Below are 17679 nucleotides of genomic sequence, written 5' to 3' on the forward strand. Positions count from 1 at the left end.
TTCTTTTTGCTCGCGTCCACTGTGCGGTATCTGAAACAGCAACCGTTCTGGTTGTTCGTGTTCAATTGAACAGTGCGCCGGCACACGAGTTTTCCCCCGGCCATGTGTGGGGGGTGTGTTTCGGTGGTCATAGCGTGAGGGAAACGCCCGGTTACTTTCCGAACCCGGAAGCTAAGCCTTACTGCGCCGATGGTACTGCATGCGGGAGCGTGTGGGAGAGTAGGACACCGCCGAACTCTTAGTAGGAGAAGCCCCGTTGGAGGGTGGCACAGCCACCACACCAACGGGGCTTCTCGTCGTTGAACGGGGGCGCTGTGCATGGGGCGCCGGCCTGCCGGTAGTGTCTGGGTGCATCGTCGGCGCGTGTTCAGGGGAGGCCCGGTGGAGGTCCAGGACAGGAAGTCCGAGGAGGGCCGGGTCTTCACCATCCCGAACATCCTCAGCATGGCGCGCCTCCTGGGCGTCCCGGTCTTCCTGTGGCTGATCCTGTGGCCGGTTTTCGGCGGGCCGAACTGTGACGGCTGGGCCCTGCTGGTCCTCGCGCTGAGCGGCATCAGCGACTACCTCGACGGGAAGCTCGCCCGCCGCTGGAACCAGGTGAGCGACCTGGGCCGGATCCTGGATCCCGCAGCGGACAGGCTGTACATCCTCTCCACCCTGCTGGGACTCACGTGGCGAGGCATCCTGCCCTTCTGGCTCACCGCGACGCTCCTGGCGCGTGAACTCCTGCTGCTGGTGATGGTGTGGCTTCTTGACCGGAACGGGTATGCGCCTCCCCAGGTGAACTTCCTCGGGAAAGCTGCGACGTTCAACTTGATGTACGCCTTTCCCCTGCTGCTTCTCAGCGACGGAAGCGGTTGGATCGCATCTCTGGCGGCGATTTTCGGATGGGCCTTCGCCGGGTGGGGAACGGCGCTCTACTGGTGGGCCGGGATCCTGTACGTGGTACAAGTGCGACGTCTGCTCGGCGCCGGCGCAGCGGCTGCTTGAGGTTTTTCCCAGGTCGCGGCGGCTGGATTGTGCCGGGCGAATGTGTGGGCCTTCCCCGATCGGGGAAGTCGGTATGACCGTCGTCTTACCGAGGAGGACGCTTCCGATATGAAGGCCGTCGTTATGGCCGGAGGTGAAGGCACCCGCCTTCGCCCCATGACCGCGAGCATGCCCAAGCCGCTGCTGCCCGTGGCCAATCGCCCCATCATGGAGCACGTACTGCGGTTGCTGAAGCGCCACGGACTCACCGAGACCGTTGTGACCGTGCAATTTCTCGCCTCTCTCGTCAGGAATTACTTCGGGGACGGCGAAGAGCTCGGCATGGAGCTGAGTTACGCCAACGAGGAGAAGCCCCTCGGTACCGCGGGCAGCGTCAAGAATGCGGAAGAGGCCCTCAGGGACGACTCGTTCCTCGTCATCTCCGGCGACGCGCTCACCGACTTCGACCTGACCGAACTCATCGACTACCACAAGCGGCAAGGGGGGCTCGTCACGGTCTGCCTCACGCGTGTGCACAACCCCCTCGAGTTCGGCATCACCATCGTGAACGACGACGGACAGGTGGAGCGCTTCCTGGAGAAGCCCACGTGGGGGCAGGTGTTCTCGGACACCGTCAACACAGGCATTTACGTGATGGAGCCCGAGGTCTTCGACTACGTGGACCCGGATGTGCCGGTCGACTGGTCCGGCGACGTCTTCCCGCAGCTGATGAAGGAAGGCAAGCCGATCTACGGCTTCGTCGCCGAGGGGTACTGGGAAGACGTCGGGACGCACGAGAGCTACGTCAAGGCCCAGGCCGACGTGCTCGAGGGCAAGGTCGAGGTCGACATCGACGGTTTCGAGATCTCCCCCGGGGTGTGGGTCGCCGAGGGAGCAGAAGTACACCCTGACGCGGTTCTTCGGGGTCCCCTCTACATCGGCGACTACGCGAAGATCGAGGCGGGGGCCGAACTCCGCGAGCACTCGGTCGTCGGCTCCAACGTCGTCGTCAAGAGCGGCGCCTTCCTGCACCGTGCCGTGGTCGACCAGAACGTCTACATCGGGCCGCAGGCCAATCTGCGGGGCTGCGTGGTCGGCAAGAACACCGACATCATGCGAGCGGCCCGCATCGAGGACGGCGCCGTGATCGGGGACGAGTGCCTCATCGGCGAGGAGTCCATCGTCCAGGGCAACGTGCGGGTCTACCCATTCAAGACGGTGGAGGCCGGCGCGTTCGTCAACACGTCCGTCATCTGGGAGTCGCGAGGACAGGCCCATCTCTTCGGGGCCCGCGGCGTGTCGGGCATCGTGAACGTCGAGATCACGCCGGAACTCGCCGTACGGCTGGCCGGTGCCTATGCGACCACATTGAAGAAGGGCTCCACCGTCACCACCGCCCGGGACCACTCGCGCGGTGCGCGCGCGCTGAAGCGGGCCATGATCTCCGCGCTGCAGACCAGCGCGATCGACGTGCGGGACCTGGAGAACGTGCCGCTGCCGGTAGCCCGCCAGCAGACGGCACGCGGCAGCGCCGGCGGCATCATGATCCGTACGACGCCCGGCGTGCCCGACAACGTCGACATCATGTTCTTCGACGAGCGCGGAGCCGACCTCTCCCAGGCGGCGCAGCGCAAACTCGACAGAGTCTTCGCGCGGCAGGAGTACAGGCGGGCGTTCCCCGGCGAGATCGGTGATCTGCGCTTCCCGTCGAGCGTGTACGACTCCTACACGGGCGCGATGCTGCGGTCCGTGGACACCACGGGCGTGGAGGAGTCCGGACTCAAGGTGGTCGTGGACGCCTCCAACGGCAGTGCCGGCCTGGTCCTGCCGAGCCTGCTCGGGCGCCTCGGCGTGGACTCGCTGACCATCAACCCCGGCCTGGACGAGTCACGCCCCACGGAGACCGCCGACGAGCGCCGCTCGGGCCTCGTCCGGCTCGGGGAGATCGTCGCGTCCGCCCGCGCCGCCTTCGGAATCCGCTTCGACCCGGTCGGCGACCGTCTCTCCCTCGTCGACGAGCAGGGTCGGATCGTCGAGGACGACAGGGCTCTGCTGGTGATGCTCGACCTGATCGCGGCCGAGAGGCGCACCGGCAAGGTGGCACTGCCGGTGACCACGACCCGCATCGCCGAACAGGTCGCCGCCTATCACGGCACGCAGGTGGAGTGGACGACGACGTCACCCGACGACCTGACCCGCGTCGGCCGCGACGACACGACGGTCTTCGGAGGCGATGGACGGGGCGGCTACATCATCCCGGAGTTCAGTTCCGTCTTCGACGGCTCCGCCGCCTTCGTACGTCTCATCGGTCTCGTCGCCCGCGCTCAGCTCACGCTCAGCCAGATCGACGCACGGATTCCACGGGCGCACGTACTCAAGCGTGATCTCGCAACTCCGTGGGCCGTGAAGGGACTTGTGATGCGGACCGTGGTCGAGGCGGCGGGCGACCGGTCCGTGGACACCACCGACGGCATCCGCATCGTGGAGCCCGACGGCCGGTGGGTGATGGTGCTGCCGGACCCGGCGGAGGCAGTGACTCATCTGTGGGCCGAAGGCCCCGATGACGCCTCCGCACAGTCATTGCTGGACGAATGGTCCGCGGTGGTCGACAGCGCCGGCCGCTGAGCCTGAAAGAGACGGGTCCGTTCGGCGGCAGTGACCTTGCCGTGCGACGATGTGCGTCATGTCGCAGCAGCCGCCCGAACGGAGTATCGCATCGCGGCCCGCGCGGCCCGATGCCTCCATGTCGCTGCTGAACAACGCGATGCACAACAGCCTCGACGACGGGTATGCCCAAGCCGCTGCCCGCCGCGGGGTGGAGGGCCAGTCCGGCATGCCGGGGACCGTTCGGGCAAAGGTCGGTCTCGCCGCCGGGCTGGTCCTCGTCGCGCTGGTCGTCACCGTGGGCGCGGCGCAGGCGCGGGTGTCCGCACCCGAGCTCGCCAAGGAGCGGCAGGAGCTGATCTCCCGGATCGATGACGGCGACCGCCGCGCCGACTCACTGCAGAAGAGCGTCGACCGGCTGCGCAAGGACGTCGAGGCCCGGCAGCGCAGGGCCCTGGAGAAGCACGGGGGCAACCAGGCGGAGGTGGCCGGGCTGCTTTCGGGCGCGCTCCCCGTGCACGGACCAGGCATCAAGCTGGTCGTCGACGACGCCAAGGACACCGAGGACAGCGACGGCGGAGGTCCCCGGCAGAGCAGCGGATTCTCCGACAACGGGCGGGTGCGCGACCGGGATCTGCAGCGTGTGGTCAACGGGCTCTGGGAATCGGGTGCGGAGGCCGTGTCCGTCAACGGCCAGCGCCTGACGTCGGTTTCCGCCATCAGGGCCGCGGGCGACGCGATCCTCGTGGACAACAAGCCGCTCGTGCCGCCTTACACCCTGCTCGCAATCGGGCCGGGGAAGCAGCTCAACACGACGTTCCAGGACAGTGCCGACGGGCAGTACTTGCGGGTGCTGCAGGAGAACTACGGTGTGCGCACCAGCATCAGCACCCAGGACGACGTGCGGCTTCCGGCCGCGCCGAGCCTGATCGTCCGAACGGCAAAGCCGGTGCAGACAGGAGAGGGCAGCAGATAGTGATCGCCGTACTGGGCCTCATCGTCGGGGTCGTGGCCGGACTCGTGGTCCGGCCGGTCGTCCCGACGATCGTCGAGCCCTATCTCCCGATCGCCGTTGTTGCGGCGCTGGACGCGGTCTTCGGTGGGCTGAGGGCCATGCTCGACGGGATCTTCGACGACAAGGTGTTCGTCGTGTCGTTCCTGTCGAACGTAGTGGTCGCTGCGCTGATCGTGTTCCTCGGCGACAAGCTGGGGGTCGGGGCCCAACTCTCCACCGGCGTCGTGGTGGTGCTCGGAATCCGTATTTTCTCCAACGCGGCCGCGATCCGCCGGCACGTCTTCAGGGCGTGAAGCGGATGAGTGGCGAAGAAGGAAACAGGTTCCCGGGCGAACTGCCGCCCGAGAAACGGGCGGAGGACCGCGGAAGGAACAGTGGTCCGGCACGGTCGGAGCGGCCTGAAGGCGGCGGTGCGCGGGACGATGCGCAGGGTTCCAGCCCCGGCAGGCCGGAGCGGCCCGCCGGCAGCGCCGGTGCCGAAGCAGGCCGGTCGCACGCACGGGGTGCCGCCGAGTCGAGTGCGGGGCACGGCAGTTCGCAGGACCACGAGGGCACCGCGAAGGGCACCCCGGACAGCTCCGGCGACAAGGGCGACAAGAAGGCAGGGCCGGCACGCGAGAGGCGGGAGGCGTCCTCCGGGGCCGCCGGACAGGCGCCGGGCGGCGGGACGGGCAACGGGAGTACGGGAAGGCAGCGGCTGGCCCAGGCGGTCTGGCCGCCGCGCGTGACGCGGGCTCAACTCATCGTCGCCCTGCTGCTGTTCGTACTCGGCCTCGGGCTTGCGATCCAGGTCCGGTCCACGAGTGAGAACAGTTCGCTGCGCGGCGCGCGCCAGGAGGACCTGGTGCGCATCCTCGACGAACTGGACGACCGCAGCAAGCGGCTCGAGGGCGAGAAGCAGAGCCTCGAGCGCCAGCGCACCGAGTTGGAGAACAGTTCGGACCAGGCCGAGGAGGCACGGAAGCAGACGCGTCAGAAGGCGCGTCAACTCGGCGTCCTCGCAGGTACGGTGGGTGCCGAGGGCCCCGGCATCGAGCTGACCGTGACCGACCCCGGAGGATCCGTCGAGGCGGACATGCTGCTGGACGCCGTGCAGGAGCTGCGTGCGGCGGGGGCCGAGGCGATCGAGGTCAACAACGTACGGGTGGTTGCGAATACGTACTTCTCGGACAGTTCGGGAGGCGTGAGCGTGGACGGTCACAAGATCAGCCCGCCGTACCGCTTTCAGGTGATCGGCAAGCCCAAGGACCTGGAGCCCGCGCTGAACATCCCCGGCGGCGTCGTACAGACGCTGCGCAAGGAGCAGGCGAATGCGTCCGTCAAGCCCTCCGAGAAGATCGTCGTGAACGCCTTGCGCTCTGCGAAGCGGCCTGATTACGCTCGGTCATCCGGGCAGTGAGGTCGCGGCGGAGTCTTGCGGGGGGTCGGCGGACCCGGTGACCATCGCGTGAGGGAAACTGTCCGAAGGTCAGGGACGTTGTCTGGGCGTCGTATCGGCGGAGTGAGAGCATCGAGGGTCTGTCCTGCCCCACGGGCGGGTCTGTTTCGTGCGAGGGGAATCGCCCGTGAGTTTTTTTGCAAGGCTGTTCGGCAAGGGCCGCCAGGAGCACGAAGCCGGTGCCGCGCGGCGCCGGGCCACCCGGCATCACGATTCCGGGGCGGGGCCCGACGGCGAGGCCGCCGGACGCCCCTTGTTCCGCGACGAGGTCGCCCCTCCCGGCGGTGGCCATGCGGGTGGTCAGGGCGGGGATTCGGTTGACCCCGCAGCGTCGGGACGCATAGGTTCCGGTGCACCATCAACCTCGAGTACAGGTGGAGGATCTGCCGTGCCGGTGTGTAGCAGGTGCGGGACCCAGGTCGCCGAGGCGAGCCGGTTCTGTTCCAACTGCGGGGCACCGCTCCGGGGCGGTGCTCCCGTGGCCGAGGGTTCCTCGGAGACGACCTCGACGATCTCGATCTCCGGCTTGGAGGCGTACGAGGCGGAGGTCACCGGCCAGCAGCAGACCCCGCCGCTGTCTCCCGAGGCGCAGGCCGCGGTCGACGCGCTTCCGCTGGGTTCCGCCCTCATGGTGGTCCGCCGAGGCCCCAACTCCGGCAGCCGCTTTCTGCTCGACGGTGAGCTGACCACCGCGGGCCGCCACCCTGAGAGCGACATCTTCCTGGATGACGTGACCGTCTCGCGGAGGCACGTGGAGTTCCGGCGCGGCCCGGACGGTGTCTTCACCGTCTCCGACGTCGGAAGTCTCAACGGCACGTACGTCAACCGGGAACGCATCGAGGCCGGCGTGCCGCTCTCGAACGGTGACGAGGTGCAGATCGGCAAGTTCCGACTGGTCTTCTTCGCGAGCAAGCACACGGTCTGACCCGCCGGGAAGGGCATGGAACACACACTGCCCGGCGGCACCGGTGACGGTGCCGCGGCAAGGGCGGACGGTCCGCTGGGCATCGGAGGCGTGCTGCGGGCGCTCCGGGGCGAGTTCCCCGGGGTCACCGTCTCGAAGATCCGCTTCCTGGAGACGGAGGGCCTGGTGAAGCCGGGCCGCTCGCCGTCAGGTCACCGACGGTTCGGCAGCGAGGACGTGGAACGGTTGCGGGACGTCCTGCGGATGCAGCGGGATCTCTATCTGCCTCTAAAAGTGATCAAAGAGCGTCTGAGGCCCGTCGCAACGGGTCAGCACTCATCGCCGTCTGTCCAGCAATCCCGGCGGAGCACTCCTCGCGCACCGGCTGCCGCAGTGTCCGCTCCCGGGACCGGAGTCAGCCGCCGGCAGCTGCTGGCCATCACCGGAGCCATGGAGGCCGACCTCGCGGAGTGGGAGGCGCAGGGGCTTCTCTCCCCGCACCCCGACGGTTCCTACGACGCCGGCGCCGTTTCCGTCGCCCGTATCGTCTCGGACCTCGACGGTCACGGAATCCCTCCCCGACGCTTGCGCGAGGTGAAGGCCGCCGCCGAACACCAGGCAGAGATGCTCGCGAGCGCTGGGGCGCCGCCGGAATTCCGGCATGGCCTGCGTAGCGGCGGTGGCCCCGGGTCGTCGCCCGCCCGGCTGGCGGCCCTGTCCGTGCGGCTTTACGAGGTCTTTGTGCAGACGGCGATGGACGTAGGCCCTGCTGAGGGGCCCGGCCCCGGCAGCTGCCCGGGTGAGTAGGTTCACAGCACAGCTGAAGGCGGGTCCCGACTACCCAAACAGGCGGGGCACCGCCTAGGGTTGCTGTGTGAACGAGCTCGACGTTGTCGGTGTCCGGGTCGAAATGCCCTCCAACCAACCGATCGTGCTGCTGCGTGAAGTGGGTGGCGACCGGTACCTCCCCATCTGGATCGGCCCCGGGGAGGCGACCGCGATTGCCTTCGCGCAGCAGGGGATGACGCCTGCGCGCCCGCTCACCCATGATCTTTTCAAGGATGTCCTGGAAGCAGTGGGTCAGGAGCTCACTGCTGTCCGCATCACGGACCTGCGGGAAGGCGTGTTCTACGCCGAGCTGGTGTTCGCCAGCGGAGTCGAGGTCAGTGCGCGGCCGTCCGACGCCATAGCGCTGGCGCTGCGCACCGGTACGCCGATCTACGGCAGCGAAGGTGTGCTGGACGACGCGGGCATCGCCATCCCTGATGAGCAGGAGGACGAGGTGGAGAAGTTCCGCGAGTTCCTCGACCAGATCTCGCCCGAGGACTTCGGTACCAGCAGTCAGTGATCCTGTCGGCACCGGTATGACTTGACGGCCTCCGCGACTGCGAACCGTGACGTGTTCCCTGCCTGGGGTTACGGGAAACCACCCCTTGGGGGATTTTCACCCGGCGTGCCGAGTGCGGCGATCGTTGACGCACCATGGGTGACTGCCTACCTTCGGTGAGGCAGGTTCCGGGTCGTTCCCCGGGATGTGGAGGACGGAGGTCGGCGTGAGAGATACCGGCGGCGGTATGACGGCGGGCGACCCCCCTCCTCGCGGGGTCGCGACAGGTCCGCTGCAGGGGAAGAGCTGCACGGACGAATCGCCGGAACTCATCGGGTACCGCGGGCCCACCGCGTGCTCTGCCGCGGGGATCACTTACCGCCAGCTCGACTACTGGGCGCGTACGGGCCTGGTGGAGCCGAGCATCCGTGCCGCCTACGGCTCAGGCAGCCAGCGGCTCTACAGCTTCCGCGACATCGTGGTCCTCAAGATCGTCAAGCGGCTGCTGGACACCGGCGTCTCGCTGCAGAACATCCGCACCGCCGTGCAGCACCTTCGTACTCGCGGCCGTGCCGACCTGGCCCAGATGACGCTCATGAGCGACGGCGCCACCGTCTACGAATGCTCCTCGCCCGACGAAGTGGTCGACCTGCTGCAGGGTGGACAGGGCGTGTTCGGAATCGCTGTCGGCGTGGTGTGGAAGGACGTCGAAGGAGCCCTGGCCCAGCTGCACGGCGAGCATGTCGATACGGGCGAGACCATCGTCGGCGACCACCCGGGGGACGAACTGGCACGGCGGCGCAACCGCGCGGGCTGAGGATTGTCGGTGCCATGCGGCACCATCGACCAATGTGAGAAGCGCGCCGACGATCCTTCATCTGGACATGGACGCCTTCTACGCTGCCGTGGAGCAGGCCGCCAAGCCCAGCCTGCGCGGAAAGCCCGTCGTCGTCGGCGGGCTCGGGCCGCGCGGAGTCGTCGCCACGGCCTCCTACGAAGCGCGGATCTTCGGCGTCCATTCGGCTATGCCCATGGGCCAGGCCCGTCGACTGTGCCCGAACGCCGCATATCTCGCGCCCCGATTCAGCCTCTACCGGGACGTGAGCGAGGCCGTCATGGAGATCCTCGGCGGGCTTTCGCCGCTGGTGGAGCCCCTCAGCCTCGACGAGGCGTTCGTGGATCTGGAGGCCGGTGACGCGCTCGGCGAGGGGCCGGAGCCCTCGGACGTACGGGCCGTCGGCCGGCGGGTGCGGCAGAAGATCACCGAGACGACAGGCCTCAGCGGCTCGGTCGGGCTGGCCGGCTCGAAGATGCTCGCCAAGATCGGGTCGGAGCTGGCCAAGCCCGACGGACTCGTCGTCATCGAGCCGGGGACCGAACGTGAACTGCTGGCTCCGATGCCCGTGCGTACCCTCCCGGGTGTGGGGCCGGCCACCGAGGGGGTGCTGCGGCGGGCGGGGATCACCACCGTCGGCGACACGACGGAGGCGGGCGAGGCAGAGCTGCTGAGACTTCTGGGCAGGGCCCACGGCACTTCGCTCTACGCGATGGCGAACGGCTGGGACGACCGGCCGGTGATCGCGGAACGTGACGCGAAATCCGTGTCCGTGGAGGACACATTCGACGTCGACCTCACCGACCGGTCGCTCGTACAGGCCCACCTCGCACGTCTCGCCGAACGCTGTGCCGAGCGGCTGCGAGCGGCAGGAAGGTCCGGTCGCACGGTGGTGATCAAGGTCCGCAGCTACGACTTCTCGACCCTGACGCGCTCGGAGACGCTGCGCGGCCCCACGGACGACACGGGTGTGGTGCGCGAGGCAGCGGCCAGGCTGCTCGACACGGTCGACACGACCTCGGGCGTGCGCCTGCTCGGCGTCGGCGTCAGCGGGCTGGCCGACTTCACGCAGGAGGATCTGTTCGCGCAGGCACAGTCCGACGCGGACGCCGCATCGGTGGGGGAGGAGGCCCCGGGCGGCCGCCCGGGGGAGGGGCACGGGGCGGCGGCCCCACCCGAGGCGCCGGCGGCGCCTTCCCACCGGCGCTGGATTCCGGGCCGCGACGTGAGGCACGCGGAACGGGGTCCCGGCTGGGTGCAGGGCAGCGGTCTGGGCCGGGTCACCGTGAGGTTCGAGGAACCGGGCTCCGCGCCCGGCCGGGTGTGCACGTACGCCGTCGACGATCCGGCTCTGGAGCCGGCCGAACCGCCGCCGCTCGCGGCGATGGCGCGGCGGAAACAGGCGGGGGGACTGGGCCGTACGGGGGAACCGGCTCAGCTTTCGGTCCCCGCTATCCACCCGAAGTCCCTGTCGGGCGGCGGCGAGGACGGCATCGCCGACGGGCCCGAAGACGCCGGTGAGGACGGTGCGGGTCCTGCGGATTCGGCGGAGGGCGGCACGTCCAGCCCGTAGTGGAGATAGAGCTGGAGCTCCTGGCGGGGCGAGAGGTGTCTGCCCACACCGAGCACGGGCGTGCTGCGCACCAGCTCCTTCTCGAACGGGACGTGGAGGACGCCGTCGACAAGCTCACTCGGCTCCAGCGGCACAAGAGCCTCGCGCCGGAAGAAGCCCGTGCGCACGGCGGCCCACTCCGGCTCGCCCGTCGCGTCGTCGAGGTAGACCTCCCCGACCGTTCCGATCTTGCAGCCGCTGCTGTCGTGCGCTCTGCGCCCGATCAGGCTCCGTGGGTCGATGTCGTTCTGCACGGTCCCTCCAAGTCGTCGTCAGGGGCACCGGGTGCGTCACGGGACGGGGCCGGTCCTGGGTCGGGTGGTCTGGCGAACCTCTCCTCGGCCCTGCCGTACTGCCGCGCGACGGCGTGCTGCGGGGGCGCCGAGGCCGCCGGGAGCCGGTCGTACAAGCCGTATTACCACCCAAAGGCACATTTCAGTGGTTGGCCACCCGAGTGCACCTCCGGGTCCTGGAGGAGGAACCGCTGGTAGTCTCGTAAGCGGCTGTGGACCCCGTGCGGGAGAGTCCCCCGGCGTCAGCCGGGGGCGCCGAAGGAGCAACTCCTCCCCGGAATCTCTCAGGCTCACGTACCGCGCGGGTGAGGTCACTCTGGAAAGCAGGGCGGGCCGAGCAGTGCCTGGGCTCCTCCTCACCGACGGTGAAAGCCGGGTCCCCGCTCAGCCGGAGCGGGCCGGTGAAACTCTCAGGTTGAGATGACAGAGGGGGAGGCCGTCCGGGCACCAGCGCCGTGGTGTCCCCGTAGGTCACAGCGACCAGGAGGCCCCCGCAGATGACCGCCAACCGCATCCCTCTCGCCGATCTGGAACGCGGAACTCCTTTCGAACGACGCCACATCGGCCCCGACGCCGGTGCCCGGGCCAAGATGCTCGCCCAGGTCGGCTACGGTTCCCTCGACGAGCTGACCGCCGCCGCCGTCCCCGACGTGATCAAGAGCGATGAGGCCCTGAACCTGCCCGCAGGCCGCAGCGAGGCCGAAGTGATCGCGGAGCTGCGGGAGTTCGCCGCGCGCAACCAGGTGCTCCCCTCCATGATCGGTCTCGGCTACTACGGGACCTTCACGCCGTCGGTCGTCCTGCGCAACGTCATGGAGAACCCGGCCTGGTACACCGCGTACACGCCGTATCAGCCGGAGATCTCGCAGGGCCGTCTCGAGGCACTGCTCAACTTCCAGACCATGGTGGCCGACCTGACCGGCCTGCCGACCTCCGGCGCCTCCCTGCTCGACGAGCCCACTGCGGCGGCCGAGGCCATGGCGCTCTCCCGTCGGGTCGGCAAGGTCAAGCAGGGCGTCTTCCTCGTGGACGCCGACTGCCTGCCGCAGACCATCGCGGTGATCCGCACCCGCGCCGAACCGACCGGAGTCGAGGTCGTCGTCGCGGACCTGAGCGACGGAATCCCGGCGGAAATGGCGGAGAAGGGCGTCTTCGGGCTGCTGCTGCAGTACCCGGGAGCCTCCGGCGCGGTACGTGACCACCGTGCCGTTATCGACCACGCGCACGAACTCGGCGCGGTGGTGACCGTCGCAGCCGACCTGCTCGCGCTCACGCTGCTCAGTTCGCCGGGATCGCTCGGCGCGGACATCGCCGTCGGCTCCAGCCAGCGCTTCGGCGTCCCCATGGGCTTCGGGGGACCGCACGCCGGCTACATGTCCGTGCGCGACAAGTACGCCCGCAGCCTGCCCGGCCGCCTCGTCGGCGTCTCCAAGGACGCGGACGGCCACCAGGCCTACCGTCTCGCCCTGCAGACCCGTGAGCAGCACATCCGCCGGGAGAAGGCAACCAGCAACATCTGCACCGCCCAGGTGCTGCTCGCCGTGATGTCCGGCATGTATGCGGTGCACCACGGACCGGAGGGCCTGGCCGGTATCGCCCGCCGCACGCACCGGTACGCCACGCTGCTCGCCGAGGGGCTGCGCGGGGGCGGAGTCGAGATCGTGCACGGCAGCTACTTCGACACTGTCACGGCGCGTGTTCCCGGACGGGCGGCGGAGATCGTCGCCCGTGCGCGGGAGGCAGGCGTGAACCTGCGGGAGACGGACGCGGACCACGTCGGCATGGCTTGCGACGAGACCACGGACCGGGCGCAGCTGAGGGCCGTCTGGTCCGCGTTCGGCGTCGAGGCGGACGTGGAGGAACTGGACGGCCGCGTTCAGGAGGACGCGCTGCCCGGGGCGCTGCTGCGCACCGACGACTACCTGACCCACCCCGTCTTCCACGAGTACCGCTCGGAGACGGCGATGCTGCGATACCTGCGCAGGCTCGCCGACCGCGACTACGCGCTGGACCGCGGGATGATCCCGCTGGGCTCGTGCACCATGAAGCTCAACGCCACCACCGAGATGGAGGCCGTCACCTGGCCCGAGTTCGCCGGGATGCACCCCTTCGCTCCGGCCGACCAGGCGGAGGGCTACCTCGCTCTGATCCGTCAGCTGGAGGACCAGCTCGCGGAGATCACCGGTTACGACAGGATCTCCCTGCAGCCCAACGCCGGCTCACAGGGCGAGCTCGCCGGACTGCTTGCCGTACGGGCGTACCACCGCTCACGCGGTGACGAGCAGCGCACCGTCTGCCTGATCCCCTCCTCGGCGCACGGCACGAACGCCGCGAGTGCTGTCATGGCCGGCATGCGCGTCGTGGTGGTCAAGACCAGCGAGGACGGCGACGTGGACACCGCCGACCTGCGCGCGAAGATCGAACAGTACGGCGACGAGCTGTCCGTGCTGATGGTCACCTACCCCTCCACGCACGGTGTCTTCGAGGAGCACATCAGCGACATCTGCGCCGCCGTGCACGACGCCGGCGGCCAGGTCTACGTGGACGGCGCCAACCTCAACGCGCTGATGGGGCTCGCGCGGCCCGGCAGGTTCGGGGCCGACGTGTCCCATCTGAACCTGCACAAGACCTTCTGCATCCCGCACGGTGGCGGCGGGCCCGGTGTCGGGCCGATCGGGGTGCGCGAGCACCTGGCCCCGCATCTGCCCAACCATCCCCTCCAGCCCGCCGCGGGGCCGGCGAGCGGCATCGGTCCGGTCTCCGGCTCCCCCTGGGGCTCGGCCGGGATCCTCCCCATTTCCTGGGCGTACGTGAGGCTCATGGGAGCCGAGGGGTTGCGCCGGGCCACCCAGGCTGCCGTGCTCGGCGCCAACTACATCGCCAAGCGCCTGGAGCCGCACTACCCGGTGCTCTACACCGGGCCGCACGGCCTTGTGGCGCACGAGTGCATCATCGACGTACGGCCGCTGACGAAGCAGACCGGCGTGAGCATCGACGACGTGGCCAAGCGGCTGATCGACTACGGCTTCCACGCGCCGACGATGTCGTTCCCGGTGCCGGGCACGCTGATGACGGAACCCACGGAGAGCGAGGATCTGGCAGAGCTCGACCGGTTCTGCGAGGCGATGATCGAGATCCGCGGTGAGATCGAGAAGGTCGGATCCGGACAGTGGCCCGCCGAGGACAACCCGTTGCGCAATGCGCCGCACACCGCGGGGCAGTTGAGCCGGGACTGGGATCACCCGTACGGGCGGGAGACGGCGGTCTACCCTGCGGGGGTCAGCGCTTCGGACAAGTACTGGCCGCCGGTGCGGCGTATCGACGGCGCCTTCGGTGACCGGAATCTGGTGTGCTCATGCCCGCCGGTGGAGGAGTACGACGGCTGAGGCCGCAAGAGCGTCGGCGGCGGGGAACATTCGGCGCCGCGTGTGTCAGGGCCGGTTCGGTGCAATACCGGGCCGGCCCTGTTCGGTTGCCGCTGCGGGATCAGGCAGCGGTGGCGATGTTGCGGCTGTCGAGCGGACGGTGCGGATCGATGATCTTGCCGTCCGGCAGAAGCTCCCCGGTGTCCTCGAAGAGGAGGACGCCGTTGCACAGCAGACTCCAGCCCTGCTCCGGGAAGTGGGCCAAGGGGTGTGCGGCCTCCCGGTCGGCGGACTCGGCTGTCGGGCAAGGTGGCTGGTGCTGGCACATTGTCGCTGTCGTCTTCCGTTGTGTCGTGATGTCCGTGCGGCCGGTCACGATGGCCGTGACCGTTTCCCGTTCCGGTCTGGTCCCAGTGTTCCTCTGCGGAGGAGATTCCGCAGGGATTTCGTGTCACCGCTCTTCGACCAGGACAGACGCATCACTCGTGCGGGTGGTTGCCGTCAACTGAGCCGCACTCAGGGCCGGTTTGCCGTATTTGCGCAACAGTGACGCCGCCCCTGGATCACCGCAACAGGCACCGCGTACGGTATCCCACGACGGTCGTCAGCCGCTCCTCAGCAGGGGATCCGACGGCGCCGATCGGCCTGTGAGCAGCGGCAGAAGGGCATCGGCGCGGTGCGGGACGTGGGCCGCGATGCCGGGGGGAGCGGGTGCAAGAGGTATGAGCAGGTCCGAGGGTTCCGGGGCGCCCTTGTCGATGTCCGCTCCGGGGTTCGCGTGCAGCCAGAGGGTGAGCATGTAGCGCCGGGGAACGGACAGCAGCCTGGGCTGGTGAAGTCCGGGCAGCGTCTCGGCCTGCCGCAGGGCCCGTTGGGACGAGGCGACGTACGGGCCGCCGCAGAAGTAGGCGAAGGCCCAGCCGTCGGAGGTGAGGAGCGTCTCGGCCGCTCCGGCTGCCGGGGCCCCGGAAGGGGCGGCCTTCTCCCGCAGCAGGAAGCGCCAGCCGGTCAGGCGCGTGTACGGGGCGGCGTTCCCTGGGCCGAAGCCGGTCAACTCGTGTACGGGCAGTGGGAGTTCGATCTCCAGCGAAGGACCTGCGGAATCGGCGGCAGGTGTGCGTCCCCGGGGTGCGGAGGCGGGCGCCCGCAAGGCCGCGAGAACACTGCGTGCTGCGTCGGCCGGGGCGGAACGGAAGTGCAGCGGCATGATGGATCGCCACCTCTCACTGGAGAGACACGTGGTGCTCGGCATGGCGCGGACGGCACTGTCGGCGTGGGAAAGGGGCCGCGAAGAGGCGGCGGGACCGTCGACTGCGGGCACCGGACGGCCCGGTGATACCGCGTCCCGATCCGTACCGGAGTTTATACGAAAGGTGTTACGTCACCATTTCGCCTAACCCGCCGATATTTCTGTTGCAAGGCGGTATCCGGACCGTCTTGCGCGGTACCTGACCGTGTGAGCGGCAGCCGCCGACCCTGCCGCCTGGGCCGTTCCGGCCGCCGTGGTCGGCCGGATCCCGTCTGTGTTTCCCACAAGGACTGTGCACGTGGTCTGGGACCGCTGCCGCATGCCTGCGGAACATGCCGTTCACCGCAGGTGAGAGGTCACCGGCAGGCGGGTACGTGGAGATCGTCAAGGCGTGATCGACCGGTTCGACGGGCATCATGGCTGACACCACGCGGCTGTATCGAGGAGGGACACCCCGATGGGTGAGAAGGTCGTCTCCGACGGGTTCGACCTGTCCGCTCGGCATCGGTACAGGCAGAAGCTGAAGGAATGCCTGGAGGCGCTCGGAGTCCTCCTGGACGAAAAGCGCTTCGAGCGTCCCCGGAACCTCATGGGCCTGGAGATCGAGCTCAATCTCGCGGACGCCGACGGCATGCCCCGCATGATGAATGCCGAGGTGCTGCAGCGCATCGGAAGCCAGGACTTCCAGACGGAGCTCGGGCAGTTCAACCTCGAGGTCAACATCGTGCCCCACCGCCTGTCCGGGCGGGTCTTCGACCAGCTCGCGGAGGAGCTTCGCACCGGCCTGGCATACGCGGACCGGCAGGCCAAGGAAGCAGGCGCCGGGATCGTGATGATCGGCATCCTGCCCACGCTCACGGACGAGGACCTGGTCTCCTCGAACCTCACCGCGGTGGACCGCTACACCCTGCTGAACAACCAGATCATGGCCGCAAGGGGCGAGGAGGTCGTCCTCGACATCGAAGGCGTCGAGCGCCTGGCCCGGACCTCATCCTCGATCGCCCCGGAGGCGGCCTGCACCTCGGTGCAGCTCCATCTGCAGGTCACGCCCCAGCGTTTCGCCGACGTGTGGAACGCCTCGCAGGCCGTCTCCGCCGTGCAGGTCGCGATGGGGGCCAACTCGCCCTTCGTCTTCGGCAGGGAGCTGTGGCGCGAGTCGCGCATCCCGGTCTTCCTGCAGGCGACCGACACGCGTCCGGACGAGCTGAAGTCGCAGGGCGTACGGCCGCGCACCTGGTTCGGGGAGCGGTGGATCGGCTCCGCGCTCGACCTCTTCGAGGAGAACCTGCGCTACTTCCCGTCGCTGCTGCCGATCTGTGACGACGAGGATCCGCACGGGGTGCTGAAGGCCGGCGGCACTCCCGGCCTGCCCGAGCTGGTGCTGCACAACGGCACCGTCTACCGCTGGAACAGGCCCGTCTACGCGGTCACCGGTGACGTGCCGCATCTGCGCGTGGAGAACCGGGTGCTGCCCGCCGGCCCGACGGTGGCGGACGTGCTCGCCAACGCCGCCCTCTACTACGGGCTGGTGCGGAGCCTCGCCGACGAGCCGCGCCCCGTCTGGTCGCGGCTGCCCTTCGCGGCCGCGTCCGCGAACTTCGACGCAGCGTGCCGGCACGGTATCGACGCCGAGCTGACCTGGCCGCGGCACGGGCGTCCCGGCGGACTGGCCACCGGGCCGGCGGTGCGGCTGGTGCAGGAGGAGCTGCTTCCGCTCGCCGCCGCCGGGCTGGAGGCCTGGGGCGTCGAGAGCGCCGACCGGGACCGCTGCCTGGGCGTGATCGAGGAACGCTGCCGTCGTCGTGTCAACGGGGCGTCGTGGCAGGCGGACGCCTACCACCGGGCCATCGAATCCGGCCTCGAGCGGGAGAAGGCACTCGCGGCCGTGACCAGGCGCTACTGCGAGTTCGCACGCACGGGAGAGCCCGTGCACACCTGGGCCCCCGGGCCGTAGCCGCCGCGGCCGGCCGGGATGAGCCGGGCCCGCCCACGACGAGCTGCGCCCCCGCTTCGCAGGCACCGGCGGCGTCCGGCAAGCTATGGACGTCCACGGCCGTCGCGGACCGGT

Annotated in this window: 14 protein-coding genes, 1 rRNA gene, 1 pseudogene and 1 riboswitch; of the genes and pseudogenes, 13 read left to right on the plus strand and 3 right to left on the minus strand. The window is 69.1% G+C overall.

What is annotated here, in order from left to right; all coding sequences use genetic code 11:
• Positions 1–119: 119 nt before the first annotated feature.
• From rrf to H180DRAFT_RS27640, 11 genes and pseudogenes are all read left to right on the plus strand, one after another.
• Positions 120–236, plus strand: a 5S ribosomal RNA gene (rrf, locus tag H180DRAFT_RS27590).
• A 145-nt stretch (positions 237–381) separates the two neighbouring features.
• Positions 382–990, plus strand: a complete 609-nt coding sequence (locus H180DRAFT_RS27595; RefSeq protein WP_055488887.1) for a cardiolipin synthase ClsA — start codon at positions 382–384, stop codon at positions 988–990.
• A 108-nt stretch (positions 991–1098) separates the two neighbouring features.
• Positions 1099–3594 carry a mannose-1-phosphate guanyltransferase gene (locus H180DRAFT_RS27600; RefSeq protein WP_055488888.1) on the plus strand — a complete coding sequence of 832 codons (2496 nt, stop codon included), beginning with the start codon at positions 1099–1101 and terminating at the stop codon, positions 3592–3594.
• 58 nt (positions 3595–3652) lie between these two features.
• Positions 3653–4549 carry a DUF881 domain-containing protein gene (locus H180DRAFT_RS27605; protein ID WP_175437839.1) on the plus strand — a complete coding sequence of 299 codons (897 nt, stop codon included), beginning with the start codon at positions 3653–3655 and terminating at the stop codon, positions 4547–4549.
• Positions 4549–4881 (plus strand): small basic family protein, encoded by a 333-nt coding sequence (locus H180DRAFT_RS27610; RefSeq protein ID WP_028437366.1) that lies wholly within the window; start codon positions 4549–4551, stop codon positions 4879–4881. The genes H180DRAFT_RS27605 and H180DRAFT_RS27610 overlap by 1 nt, the downstream gene beginning before the upstream one ends.
• Positions 4882–4886: 5 nt before the next feature.
• On the plus strand, positions 4887–5987 hold the full coding sequence (locus H180DRAFT_RS30695; protein ID WP_254666213.1) for a DUF881 domain-containing protein: 1101 nt from the start codon (positions 4887–4889) through the stop codon (positions 5985–5987).
• A 124-nt stretch (positions 5988–6111) separates the two neighbouring features.
• Entirely contained in the window at positions 6112–6951 is an 840-nt protein-coding gene (locus H180DRAFT_RS27620; protein WP_074467041.1) for an FHA domain-containing protein, read from the plus strand.
• Positions 6952–6966: 15 nt separating this feature from the next.
• Complete coding sequence (locus H180DRAFT_RS27625; RefSeq protein WP_055488890.1) at positions 6967–7737, plus strand: transcriptional regulator FtsR; 771 nt, start codon at positions 6967–6969, stop codon at positions 7735–7737.
• A 67-nt stretch (positions 7738–7804) separates the two neighbouring features.
• A complete protein-coding gene (locus H180DRAFT_RS27630; protein ID WP_028437364.1) occupies positions 7805–8278 on the plus strand; it encodes a bifunctional nuclease family protein in 474 nt (157 codons plus the stop codon).
• Between the two features lie 184 nt (positions 8279–8462).
• Entirely contained in the window at positions 8463–9074 is a 612-nt protein-coding gene (locus H180DRAFT_RS27635; protein WP_055488891.1) for a MerR family transcriptional regulator, read from the plus strand.
• Positions 9075–9108: 34 nt separating this feature from the next.
• Positions 9109–10470: pseudogene (locus H180DRAFT_RS27640) on the plus strand (DNA polymerase IV); the annotation flags it as partial.
• Positions 10471–10526: 56 nt separating this feature from the next.
• Here the strand turns inward: H180DRAFT_RS27640 and H180DRAFT_RS30990 are convergent.
• Entirely contained in the window at positions 10527–10958 is a 432-nt protein-coding gene (locus tag H180DRAFT_RS30990; protein WP_074467042.1) for a PRC-barrel domain-containing protein, read from the minus strand.
• A gap of 253 nt (positions 10959–11211) precedes the next feature.
• Positions 11212–11307: riboswitch (glycine riboswitch) on the plus strand.
• A gap of 187 nt (positions 11308–11494) precedes the next feature.
• Between H180DRAFT_RS30990 and gcvP the strand changes: the two genes are divergently transcribed.
• The gene (gcvP, locus tag H180DRAFT_RS27650) at positions 11495–14383 is read left to right on the plus strand and encodes an aminomethyl-transferring glycine dehydrogenase (protein WP_055488893.1); all 2889 of its coding nucleotides are present in this window, start codon (positions 11495–11497) and stop codon (positions 14381–14383) included.
• A 100-nt stretch (positions 14384–14483) separates the two neighbouring features.
• Here gcvP and H180DRAFT_RS27655 read toward each other — a convergent pair whose 3' ends face one another.
• Complete coding sequence (locus tag H180DRAFT_RS27655) at positions 14484–14690, minus strand: DUF5999 family protein (RefSeq protein ID WP_055488894.1); 207 nt, start codon at positions 14688–14690, stop codon at positions 14484–14486.
• 276 nt (positions 14691–14966) lie between these two features.
• On the minus strand, positions 14967–15569 hold the full coding sequence (locus H180DRAFT_RS27660) for a hypothetical protein (protein ID WP_055488895.1): 603 nt from the start codon (positions 15567–15569) through the stop codon (positions 14967–14969).
• A gap of 499 nt (positions 15570–16068) precedes the next feature.
• Here H180DRAFT_RS27660 and H180DRAFT_RS27665 point away from each other — a divergent pair, with 499 nt between their 5' ends.
• Positions 16069–17565 (plus strand): glutamate-cysteine ligase family protein, encoded by a 1497-nt coding sequence (locus H180DRAFT_RS27665; RefSeq protein WP_055488896.1) that lies wholly within the window; start codon positions 16069–16071, stop codon positions 17563–17565.
• The last annotated feature ends 114 nt before the right edge of the window (positions 17566–17679 follow it).

The organism is Streptomyces sp. WMMB 322 (assembly GCF_900090145.1).
GTDB lineage: Bacteria > Actinomycetota > Actinomycetes > Streptomycetales > Streptomycetaceae > Streptomyces.

Bases quoted from the DNA above. Each gene is read 5' to 3' on its own strand.
- H180DRAFT_RS27600 (WP_055488888.1), top strand. From the start codon at position 1,099: ATGAAGGCCGTCGTTATGGCCGGAGGTGAAGGCACCCGCCTTCGCCCC.
- H180DRAFT_RS27605 (WP_175437839.1), top strand. From the start codon at position 3,653: ATGTCGCAGCAGCCGCCCGAACGGAGTATCGCATCGCGGCCCGCGCGG.
- H180DRAFT_RS30695 (WP_254666213.1), top strand. From the start codon at position 4,887: ATGAGTGGCGAAGAAGGAAACAGGTTCCCGGGCGAACTGCCGCCCGAG.
- H180DRAFT_RS27625 (WP_055488890.1), top strand. From the start codon at position 6,967: ATGGAACACACACTGCCCGGCGGCACCGGTGACGGTGCCGCGGCAAGG.
- H180DRAFT_RS27635 (WP_055488891.1), top strand. From the start codon at position 8,463: ATGTGGAGGACGGAGGTCGGCGTGAGAGATACCGGCGGCGGTATGACG.
- gcvP (WP_055488893.1), top strand. From the start codon at position 11,495: ATGACCGCCAACCGCATCCCTCTCGCCGATCTGGAACGCGGAACTCCT.
- H180DRAFT_RS27655 (WP_055488894.1), bottom strand. From the start codon at position 14,690: ATGTGCCAGCACCAGCCACCTTGCCCGACAGCCGAGTCCGCCGACCGG.
- H180DRAFT_RS27660 (WP_055488895.1), bottom strand. From the start codon at position 15,569: ATGCCGCTGCACTTCCGTTCCGCCCCGGCCGACGCAGCACGCAGTGTT.
- H180DRAFT_RS27665 (WP_055488896.1), top strand. From the start codon at position 16,069: ATGGGTGAGAAGGTCGTCTCCGACGGGTTCGACCTGTCCGCTCGGCAT.